Annotated in this window: 12 protein-coding genes; all 12 read right to left on the reverse strand. The window is 58.4% G+C overall.

Annotated elements, in window-relative coordinates; translation table 11 throughout:
• Positions 1-935, reverse strand: a 935-nt coding sequence (locus tag Q1A00_RS17630) for an alpha/beta hydrolase (RefSeq protein WP_298483137.1), incomplete at its 3' end; no start/stop codon positions are given.
• Positions 936-994: 59 nt separating this feature from the next.
• Entirely contained in the window at positions 995-1,834 is an 840-nt protein-coding gene (locus Q1A00_RS17635; protein WP_298402432.1) for a phosphatidate cytidylyltransferase, read from the reverse strand.
• A gap of 4 nt (positions 1,835-1,838) precedes the next feature.
• Entirely contained in the window at positions 1,839-2,564 is a 726-nt protein-coding gene (locus tag Q1A00_RS17640; protein ID WP_298402431.1) for an isoprenyl transferase, read from the reverse strand.
• Between the two features lie 26 nt (positions 2,565-2,590).
• Positions 2,591-3,148: a ribosome recycling factor gene (frr, locus tag Q1A00_RS17645; protein ID WP_298402430.1), complete on the reverse strand. Its 558-nt coding sequence runs from the start codon at positions 3,146-3,148 to the stop codon at positions 2,591-2,593.
• Positions 3,148-3,882, reverse strand: coding sequence for a UMP kinase (pyrH, locus tag Q1A00_RS17650; protein ID WP_298402429.1), 735 nt, complete (start codon positions 3,880-3,882; stop codon positions 3,148-3,150). Before pyrH ends, frr begins: the two co-directional genes overlap by 1 nt.
• Positions 3,883-3,951: 69 nt before the next feature.
• Positions 3,952-4,479: a translation elongation factor Ts gene (locus Q1A00_RS17655; RefSeq protein ID WP_066790369.1), complete on the reverse strand. Its 528-nt coding sequence runs from the start codon at positions 4,477-4,479 to the stop codon at positions 3,952-3,954.
• Between the two features lie 338 nt (positions 4,480-4,817).
• Positions 4,818-5,534 (reverse strand): 30S ribosomal protein S2, encoded by a 717-nt coding sequence (gene rpsB, locus Q1A00_RS17660; RefSeq protein WP_298402428.1) that lies wholly within the window; start codon positions 5,532-5,534, stop codon positions 4,818-4,820.
• A gap of 291 nt (positions 5,535-5,825) precedes the next feature.
• Positions 5,826-6,341 carry a thiol peroxidase gene (tpx, locus tag Q1A00_RS17665; protein WP_298402427.1) on the reverse strand — a complete coding sequence of 172 codons (516 nt, stop codon included), beginning with the start codon at positions 6,339-6,341 and terminating at the stop codon, positions 5,826-5,828.
• A 162-nt stretch (positions 6,342-6,503) separates the two neighbouring features.
• Positions 6,504-7,760 carry an MFS transporter gene (locus tag Q1A00_RS17670; protein ID WP_298402426.1) on the reverse strand — a complete coding sequence of 419 codons (1,257 nt, stop codon included), beginning with the start codon at positions 7,758-7,760 and terminating at the stop codon, positions 6,504-6,506.
• Between the two features lie 114 nt (positions 7,761-7,874).
• Complete coding sequence (locus Q1A00_RS17675) at positions 7,875-8,327, reverse strand: TrmH family RNA methyltransferase (protein WP_298402435.1); 453 nt, start codon at positions 8,325-8,327, stop codon at positions 7,875-7,877.
• Complete coding sequence (locus Q1A00_RS17680) at positions 8,209-8,664, reverse strand: TrmH family RNA methyltransferase (protein ID WP_366917437.1); 456 nt, start codon at positions 8,662-8,664, stop codon at positions 8,209-8,211. The genes Q1A00_RS17675 and Q1A00_RS17680 overlap by 119 nt, the downstream gene beginning before the upstream one ends.
• Positions 8,665-8,721: 57 nt before the next feature.
• Positions 8,722-10,092, reverse strand: a complete 1,371-nt coding sequence (locus Q1A00_RS17685) for an ATP-binding protein (RefSeq protein WP_298402424.1) — start codon at positions 10,090-10,092, stop codon at positions 8,722-8,724.
• Between the last annotated feature and the right edge of the window lie 22 nt (positions 10,093-10,114).

Raw genomic sequence — 10,114 nt, forward strand, 5'->3', positions numbered from 1 at the left:
AGCCATCCCATCAATTCGGCAAAATACTGCTCGCGGACTGGCTTTGGCGATAAGGCCAGATCGTGCAGCCCGCCCTCGATCGCAATCATCGTCACATCATCACCCAGCATTGGGCCATCGCGCCGCATGTGGGCTACATCAAGCACAATATCAGCCCGCGTGATCTCAGGGCTACCGGGGATAGGCCATGCCGACCGCGCCGAGTGCAAGATCAAGATCGGACAGCGGATGCCAAGGCCACGCCGCAGCCGGCGTTGGGCCAGCAAGATGGCCCGCGCCGTGCCGGCCCGCATCGGAATACCATTGACCGGCTTCCAACGTTGATCAAACTCCCATTCACCGCCGGTACCGCGATAGATCGTCTCGCCGTAAACCGATGACAGTTTGCCCACGATGCGGGTAGGTTTGAGCCGGCCTAAGAGCATTACCAGCGGGATCGAAGCCCGCGTGGCACGGTCGATCATAAAATCGAAAAACGGGCTATTCAGCGCCAGCGCACCAAGCCGGTCACGCCGTCCGCCTTCAGCCGCGTAGAGCGCCGTCACCAACCCGCCCGCCGAATGGCCGTGCAAGACCAGCCATGGCCGGTTATGGGCCGTGTCGATCACCCCAATCGCTGCGTCGATGAACGGATAAAACTCGGCAATGTCGCGATAAAAACATGGGATCTGGTCGGGTTGGATAGCACGTCCGTGGCCGGGCAAATCGATCGCGTAGAACGCATAACCGTGCGCGCGGAAGACATCAGCCACATGGGTTTGGAAAAAGTAGTCGGAATAGCCATGCACGTACAGCACGGCTCGACCCGTTGCCGGCGGCTTGCACTGACGCACCAAAACCGCGCGGCCACCAGCCAGATCAAGCGGCAGCGTCTCAAATCCGGCCAATGCAGGATCAGGAATCCATTGTTGTTGGGTGATGGTTGATGAAATCATAGCGTCAGCAACACTTCTTGATCGATACGATAGCACTATAACGAACGAGCAACGCCAGCTCAATGGGAAAAAAGCACTATAAGGTAGTAGATCACCGGCCCGGTGAAGAGAATACTATCGATCCGATCAAGAATCCCGCCGTGGCCGGGGATGATAAACCCAGAATCCTTCACCCCGACTTGCCGCTTAATCAGCGACTCAGCCAAATCGCCGAGCGGGCCGAAAATGCCGGCGGCCACGCCGAGAATTGCCGCCTCGATCAATGTGATTGGCAAGCCCAACAGTGGCACGCAGAACAGAGCAGTTGTAATCGCGGCAGCCATCCCACCACAGAAACCTTCCCAACTCTTCTTGGGGCTGAGAACTGGCGCCATCTTGGTGCGCCCAAAGGAGCGGCCAACAAAGAACGCACCGGTATCTTGCAACCACGTGATCGCCAGTGTAAAAAAGACCCATGCTGCGCCGGGCGGGATATGCGCGAAGGCCAGCCATCCGCCCTGTAACGGCGTTTCAAGCTGACGCAATAAGAGATAGCTGCTTAACAAGCCAGCGACGTAATACGCGCCCGCGAACGTCAATGCCCAACCGAGCAGGCTGGTCTGGCGATTTCGGCGGACAAGTTCGGCAATCAATGCACCAAGAATCGAGACGAATACCACAACGAGCACAAGATCGATTGTCGTCAGTGGTTGAAAAAAGGTGGCCGCACAGATCAACCAGCCGATTGCAATACCCTCGAACAGCCGCGGCGCATACCCGCCGTGGCGAAAGATCGCAAACAGCTCACCGATCGCCAATGCGATCACCAAGCCGGCTAACAGTGCGGTAGTTGGCGGCCACCACACGCCGGCAATGATCAAGGGCAACAGCACCACCACACTGGTGATGCGCGCAGCCAAGGTATTAGCTCGACTCGGGGAGCCCGCCGAAGCGGCGTTCGCGCCGTCCATAGTCAAGAATCGCCTGATGCAGATGTTCGGGCCGGAAATCGGGCCAGAACACCGGCGTAAACCAGTACTCGCTGTAGGCTGACTGCCAGATCAGAAAATTCGAGATCCGCCGTTCGCCGCTGGTACGAATGATCATATCTGGATCGGGCAAACCGCGGGTTGACAGATGGGCGCTAATCACATCATCAGTAATCTGGTCGGCGGGGATGCCGCTGGCGACGATCGAGCGCACTGCATCGACAATATCGGCGCGACCGCCGTAGTTAAATGCGATTGCTAACGTCAGACCAGTGTTGTGGCGGGTCAATTCAATCGCGTAATTGACCTTTTCGCGCAGATGGGGGCTTAGGCCATCGAGCCGGCCCAGATGGCGCAAATGGACATTTTGGGCATGCAGATTACGGATTTCGCGATCGATAAACTCGCCCAAAATCTGCATCAAACCCTGCACTTCCAGCGATGGCCGGTTCCAATTCTCGGTCGAAAAGGCGTACAAAGTAAGTACACGTACACCGAGCCGAGCGCACTCGGACACGATCGGTCGGATATTTTCGGTGCCGGCGCGATGGCCGGCAAGGCGTGGCAGGCCGCGCTGTTGTGCCCAGCGCCCATTGCCATCCATAATCACCGCGATATGCTGCGGAATCTTTGTGCCGGACGGTACACCATCCTGACTCATAATAATAGCGCCTCTCAGCGACAGCGTTAGACCGCCATCACTTCCGCTTCTTTTTCCGCGCCGATCTGTTCGAGATCGCGGATGCAACGGTCGGTCAACTGCTGGATCCGTTCTTGGCCGCGATGCAAGTCATCTTCGCTGATCAATTTCTCGGCTTCCAACTTCTTGAGATCATCAATCGCATCGCGGCGTTGATTACGCACCGAAATCTTGACTTCCTCGACGCGATGGCGCACCATCTTCACCAATTCGCGCCGGCGCTCTTCGGTCAGTGGCGGCACCGGCAAGCGAATGATCCGGCCATCGTTGCTCGGATTGAGGCCAAGATCAGATTGCTGGATCGCCTTTTCAATCGCTTTGATCATGCCGGCATCGTAGGGCTGGATCACGATCATCCGGGCTTCGGGAACACTAATGTTGGCCAATTGATTGAGCGGCATAGTCGTGCCGTAGGCTTCGACATGGAGATGCTCAACCAACCCTGCCGAGGCGCGTCCGGTGCGGATCGACGCCAGATGATGGCGCAACGCTTCAGTCGCTTTCTTTAAATGCGCCTCATACTCGGTTATTACATCGTTCAGCATTACGCGCCTCCTCGCTGACTACTCACAAGCGTGCCAACATGTTCACCCATAACAATCCGTTCGATAGTGCCGGGTTCCATGGCGTTAAAGACAATAATCGGCAAGTTATTATCCATACAGAAGGTCAGCGCCGTGCTATCCATCACGGTCAGACCACGGTTCAGCGCATCGAGATAGTGAATGTGATCAAAGCGGGTTGCTGCCGGATTGCGGCGCGGATCGTCATCGTAAACGCCATCGACGCCATTTTTCGCCATCAAGATCACTTCGGCATGGATCTCGGCGGCGCGCAGTGCCGCCGCTGAGTCGGTGGTGAAGTAGGGGTTGCCAGTGCCAGCAGCGAGAATGATCACCCGCCCCTTTTCGAGATGATGGGTGGCGCGCCGCCGGATGTAAGGTTCAGCCACTTCATCCATCTTAATGGCGGTCATTGCGCGAGTATCGAGGCCATGGCGCTCGAGTGCATCTTGCATCGCTAGCGCATTGATAATCGTCGCCAGCATCCCCATATAGTGCGACTGGGCGGCATCCATGCCACGTTCGATCGCGCGATGGCCGCGCCAAATGTTGCCGCCGCCTACCACAACGGCGATCTCAACCCCGTGGCGGTGAACGCGACCGATCTCTTGCGCGAGGAAGTCGAGCATATCGTAGCTAATCACCTCGCCATCGCTACCCTTGATCTGTTCACCGCTCAGTTTGATCAAAATCCGACGGTATTTTGGTTGTTGCATGGAACTACTCGCAGCAAAGCAGAGAACTAGGCGGTTTGCCCGACTGGCAAACCGCCCAATCAATGTGCGTTAAGCGCCGACTTCGTAGCGCACAAACCGCCGGACGACGATGTTCTCGCCGAGCTTGGCGATCGCTTCTTTGATCTTCTCTTCGATGGTGCGGGCCGGATCTTTGATAAACTTCTGCTCGAGCAGCACCGTCTCTTCGATGAACGCTTGGCGGGTTTGGCCACTCTCGGCTACCATCTCATCGGTCACTTCGCTCGCGCTGATAAAGCGCGGGTTGAGCGCAACGATATGCTGGGCCAGATCGTTGGCCAATTGGCCGAACTCGGCCGTGCGGGCCACAAAGTCGGTTTCGCAGCTCAGCTCAACCATTGCGGCAATGCGCGATCCATAGTGGACATACACGCCAATCAGGCCCTCGTTCGCCTCGCGCGATGCCTTCTTGGCTGCCGCCTCAATCCCGCGCTCCCGTAGAATCTCGATTGCCTTATTGATATTGCCGCCGGTCTGCTCAAGAATATCCCGGCACTCTTTGATGCCGGCGCCGGTACGTTCACGCAATTCCTTCACCAGTTCGATTGATACTGCCACAGTCTTGCTCCCTTTGCCTAAGAACCTCTATCCAATGCCGTTACCGGTAGATTAGGGTAGTGCGGATCGTGCGACGGAGGGGCATGCGCCCCCCCGTGCAACGTCGGTTTGCGCTCTTGTGACCGAAGTGCGGCAACCTCACGTCGAGGCTGCCTGCGCAGCTCTGACCTTGAGCAACCGGTCAGGTTTGGGATGCGCATATCGCAAGTGTAAACCGATCTGGGCGGATGGGGCAAGAGATATTGGCGATGAGCCGATTTTTTGCCCCTTACCCTACCCCCTATCTTGAGAGAAAGTAGCCGCCAATCAAGCCGGCTGCCTAGCTGCACAGCGATTGGTTACTCTTGGGCCGCTTCGCGCCGTCGCATCCCCTCAATGGCCGCGTCGGCGATCTTCCCCGTCATTAGCCGGATGCCCCGAATCGCGTCATCGTTGCAGGGGATGACATAATCGATCGGGTCGGGATCACAGTTGGTGTCAACCATCGCCACAATCGGAATGCTCTCTTTCGCCGCTTCGCGCACAGCTAGCTCTTCCTTGCGCGGATCAACGATAAACACAGCGCCGGGCAGCCGCTCCATTCCCTTCAGGCCGGCGAAAACGCGATTAAGCCGGACAATCTTCTCTTCGAGCTTAGCCGCCTCGGCCTTGGTTAAGCGGTTGAACTCGCCGCGGTCGCGCCGCTCTTCGAGATCGCTCAGTAGCTTCAATCGGCGCTTGATGGTGGTGAAGTTGGTGAGTGTGCCGCCAAGCCAGCGGCGATTGATGTAGAATTGGCCGGCCCGCACCGCCTCTTCCATAATCGCCTCTTGGGCCTGCTTCTTTGTGCCGACGAAGAGAATCTTCTCGCCGCGCGCAGTCAGGTCAGAGATGAACTGATACGCTTGGCTTAGGCCAGTTACCGTCTTCTGCAAATCGATAATATGGATCCCATTGCGAGCCGTGAAGATATACGGCTTCATCTTCGGGTTCCAGCGGTTGGTGGGGTGCCCAAAGTGGGCACCAGCTTCCAGCAATTCTCGAATCGTGACGACGCGCGGCAATGCTTGAGTCATACCTTTCCTGCTCCTTCTCTGGTCGAAACCACCTCCACCCGTCGTATCTCGCAGCCTGTACCGGAGTAGGCCGGCAGGAGCGACTGCGCCTCAGGGTGTGCGTATTTGGCATTTTGCAATGCCGGCGAGCAGTATAGCATAAGGGAGCGCTGGCGGCAAGCGCTCCCTACGAACGATTGGAGAAGAATAGCCACGAAGAGACGCAAAAAGCGCAAAGGGGATGATATGCTTTCGGGCAACCGACGCTGTGGAATGAGCAGTGCTGGTATGCCGTGCCTATCATCGCGCTGGTTAGAGCAGTGCCTTCAGTGCCTCAAGCGCGGCATCGTAGTTGGGTTCTTGGCCGGCGACCGGCACGTATTCGCTGTAGCGGATCACACCCTCGCTATCCACCACAAACACAGCTCGCTGTTCGATCCGGTAGGCCGGCACGTAGGTACCATACGCCGCGCCGAAGCTCATATCGCGGTGATCCGAGAGGGTCTGGATGGCGTCGGCATTGTTAGCGCCACACCAGCGCGCCTGCGCGAAGGGCAGGTCGGCGCTGACGGTGATAAAGTTGGCTTGGCCGGCGAGCCGGGCTGCCTCTTCGTTGAAGCGGGTGGTTTGCTTGCTGCATACGCCGGTATCGAGCGAGGGTACTACGCTGATCAACAGTGGCTTACCGGCAAAATGAGCCAATGTAACCTCTTGCAGCTTGCTATTGACCAGCTTGAAGTCAGGCGCTTTGTCACCGGGCTGCAATTCCGGGCCGATGACGGTCTGGGGGCCAAAGAAGACGAACGCTTCCGGGCGCTCGATGGTCATAGTTCGTATTTCCTTTCCATCAAAGGGTGGTTCCTGCATAATGTAGTGTAGGATATGGAAGCAAGAACTGTCAATATCCGTCTGCATCCTCTCTCCCCATCTCCCATAGGCTGGAAGAAGGAGAACTGCCGGGTTAGCCCAAGAGCAGCGGAGCAGGCGTCGTTAGTCAGCCGCAGCGGGAGCGGTGGCCGGCGCGGGTCGGCGCCCGTCGGTGTAGTTGCGCAGGATTGGTACCTTCGCGGCGACCACGCCGGTCATCAGTACACAGGCCAAGCCGCCGAGTGCTATCGAGAGTTGGGGGCCAAACAGGCGGGCAGCGACGCCGGCTTCGATCTCGCCCAGTTGTGGCCCGCCGGCGAAGAAGAGCATATTGACCGCCACCATCCGCCCGCGCAGTTCGTCCGGCGTTTCAAGGTTGCGGATATTGCCGCGCACGACCATGCTTACTGTGTCGGCAGCGCCGTTGATCGCCAGCATCAGCAACGAGAGGCCGAAATGAGTGCTGAGGCCAAAAATGGCGGTGCTGAGGCCGTAGATCGCTACCGACCATAACAACAACGGCCCCTGCCGGTTGCCGGCACCCCAGATCGAACAGATCACGCTAGCAATTACTGCTCCTACCGATGGCGCGGCGTAGAGCAAACCTAATCCTTGCGGGCCGACCTGCAAAATTGATTGGGCATAGATCGGCAGCAAGGTGGTAGCAGCGCTGAAAAAGGTCGCGAGAAAATCGAGCAGCATTGTGCTCCAGATTAATGGGGTGCGCCAGACGAACTGCAACCCTTCGATCGCGGCGCGCAAGTTAATGTCGCGTTTTTCGACAGCGAGCGGTCGCGGGCGCATCAGCAGCAGCGCGACCAGAATGGCGGTAAAACTCACCACATCCACCCAATAGACCAAACCCACCCCGCCGCGCTCGATCAGCAGACCGCCGATGGTTGGGCCGACAATGGTGGCCAGTTGCCACGCCACGATATTGAGACTCAACGCGCCGGCGAGATGTTCGCGAGGGACAAGCGAGGGGATCAGCGCCTGCCGCGCCGGCAAGCCGAGCGTATTGGCGGCGGCGGCGAGAGCGGTGACGGCGTAGATGACCCACAGCGCGGCCAGACCAAGATTCGCCGTCAAGGCCAGCACCAGTGAGCAGAGCATCATCGCGATCTGCGCGCCAATCATCAAATGCCGACGGTCAACCGCGTCGGCCAGCACGCCGCTGCCTAGCGCCAGCAACACCAGCGGCACGAGCCGCGCTGCGCCGATTGCACCTAGTGCCAGCGGGTCACCGCCGGATAATTCGAGGATGTGCCAGCTCACTGCCGCCCGTGTCATTTCGGTGCCGCTGAGCGAGACAACATTGCCGAACCAGAGCAAGCGAAAATCGCGTGAACGAAATGCGGCAAGTGGGATGTGGGTGGTCATTGTTGGTGTTCAGTACAAAGCAATGGTGCAGACGGACTTATCAGTTAAGTACATATTTGATGATACAAGTATAACAGAGGACTGCCAAGAGGTACCAGATGTGAATGGGTGGGGTTACGACAGGCGTGTTAATTGTCGCACTGCTTCGCGTAGCAGAGCCGTGATAATCGCAGCGTCGCGTTGGCTACGTGCAGCACGAGTGATGATTGTGCGCAGGCGTTGATGGAGTGCGCGGCCATTGCCACTTTTGACAAACTTAGTCGCAGTGAGCAGTTCGTCGACGATCGCAGAAAGCTGATCAAGCGTTGCAAGATCGGCGGGCGGTTCAGCGGGTGGTGCGGGTGGCGCTGGTGGTGGCGAAACCTGTTGCAGTTCGTAGAGCGTGAGTAGCACGGCTTGGGCAAGGTTAAGCGTAGAGCACGTCGGATCGACCGGCAATCCAATGATCTCATGGCAGCGACTCAGTTCGGCGCGGCTGAGGCCATTGTCTTCTGCACCAAAGAGCAAACCCACTGGGCCGGCATGCACAGCCCGTTGGCGCGTTTCTACCGCCCACTGCCGTTTCAATCCACGCCTTCCGCGAGGGAAGGCGACCGCAATATCTAGTGTACCACACATCTCTTTTGAGAACATCGTTACGCCACGGTACGCCGGGGTGAGGGCGATCGCTCGTGCCAACCAAGTACCGCACATCAGCAACAGCGCTGGTCATATCGGTGTAGCTGGTCAACGTCGCTAAGATTGGTTCGGGACGATGCGCAACTGCCGCGATAAGCTCGTGATCGAACGGGGCCGGCGCGACGAGCCGCAGATGGCGAAAACCGGTGTTGAGCATTGCTCGTACCACTGCGCCAATGTTACGGGGGTTTTGGGGGCGGTCGAGAATGACAATGATGTCGTTCATACCATACCCAGAGCGGTGATGATTTGACGTTGCAACGACAACCTCTGTACGATCAGCTCATTTCAGAATGTAGTATGTGGCCCGCTTATCACCCACTTTCAGTAGCAACCCTCGCCCAACCAGATCCGACAGATCACGGCGGATCGTTTCAGCACTCACGTCAGGATACATCTCTTGCAGATCACGGTTGGTAATGCGCTGGTGCTCAACTACGAAGAGCAATGCCTGAATTTGGCGATCATTGAGTCCCATCCGCCGCCACGCAGTGGTATCAACGCCGCCGGGCAGCGATTCGGCCATCGGTTGGCCGGGCAAAACAACAAGAAAGCCGGCAGCCGTCTCGCGGAAGGTAGCGGGAGGAAGCCCAGCGGCAGCCAATTGGCGCAGCATACGGTCGATCCCATAACCGAGACGCTCAACCAGACCGAGATCGGCTAACACCTGCACGATGGCCGGATTGCGTGAAAAGCGTTCGGCACGGATGTTCTCAAGGGTAACGTGACCGGGAAGGCGACCGGGTGAATAGACTTCAAGCCGGTCGCTGAAGAGCGTGATACGAATGCCTTCGCCGTGAACGGTGTAATCGCGGTGAGCGACCGCATTCACCAGCGCTTCGCGGACTGCACCGGGAGGGAACTGCGTCCAATCTTCACGTTCGAGACCAACCATCCGCGACCCGCGCCGCATATGCTCGTTGAGCCAGCGTTCGGCGCGGCGAATAGCTTCGGGCAGCGGTGCGCAAATATCTTCCCGCTCGAAGACATCAGCCGGCTCGCGCCCACGGTAGCGCACGAGCGTGATCTCGGCGTGGGGGAAACGCAACGCGACATCGCGGCTAAAGAGGAGCAAGCCGGCGTTGGTTGGCACACCATCGATCAGGCAGCCGCGCCGGGTAAGTAGGGCAAGCGGATCATCACCGGCGGGCGGCCCAACGCGACGGGCGTAAGCGGCGACCAGATCGGGGTCAAGTTCGGCGAACGTAGCATCAGGCGGTGCTTGTCGCTCCCAACCGAGTTCAGCCCGTTCGCTGAACAGGCGATGCAGCGCAGCCGGCGAGAGCGGCTGATTACTTGCACCTTCGCGACGGAGGTAACGGCCATTGACCGCGTAGACGTAGGGTAGGCCAGCTGGCACTTCCACCACTAAGATTGGCATCTCTTGATAGACAATCACGTGTGGCAGTGGAATAATCAACGGTGGTGTACAGGAAAGCGCAGCCGCCAGTACCAGTTCGGTCGCAGCAGCGGGGTCGCGCAGCGGGCCGAGCTGCGTACCGCGCCCGCCACTGATGATCAATGTGCCACCGTGGGCATTCGCCAACGCCGCCAGTGTCTCGGCGATCTCGTCGAGGCGTTGGCGATCACCGGCAAAGGCGAGGCGCGGCCCCGGCGGTTGGCCGGGCAAGGCGGCAATGGGGGACGATTCCATGCAAACCTCCGCCATAGAGCGA

Source organism: uncultured Chloroflexus sp. (assembly GCF_938091255.1).
In the GTDB taxonomy this organism is placed as follows: domain Bacteria; phylum Chloroflexota; class Chloroflexia; order Chloroflexales; family Chloroflexaceae; genus Chloroflexus.

Bases quoted from the DNA above. Each gene is read 5' to 3' on its own strand.
- Q1A00_RS17640 (WP_298402431.1), bottom strand. From the start codon at position 2,564: ATGAGTCAGGATGGTGTACCGTCCGGCACAAAGATTCCGCAGCATATC.
- frr (WP_298402430.1), bottom strand. From the start codon at position 3,148: ATGCTGAACGATGTAATAACCGAGTATGAGGCGCATTTAAAGAAAGCG.
- pyrH (WP_298402429.1), bottom strand. From the start codon at position 3,882: ATGCAACAACCAAAATACCGTCGGATTTTGATCAAACTGAGCGGTGAA.
- rpsB (WP_298402428.1), bottom strand. From the start codon at position 5,534: ATGACTCAAGCATTGCCGCGCGTCGTCACGATTCGAGAATTGCTGGAA.
- tpx (WP_298402427.1), bottom strand. From the start codon at position 6,341: ATGACCATCGAGCGCCCGGAAGCGTTCGTCTTCTTTGGCCCCCAGACC.
- Q1A00_RS17670 (WP_298402426.1), bottom strand. From the start codon at position 7,760: ATGACCACCCACATCCCACTTGCCGCATTTCGTTCACGCGATTTTCGC.
- Q1A00_RS17680 (WP_366917437.1), bottom strand. From the start codon at position 8,664: ATGAACGACATCATTGTCATTCTCGACCGCCCCCAAAACCCCCGTAAC.
- Q1A00_RS17685 (WP_298402424.1), bottom strand. From the start codon at position 10,092: ATGGAATCGTCCCCCATTGCCGCCTTGCCCGGCCAACCGCCGGGGCCG.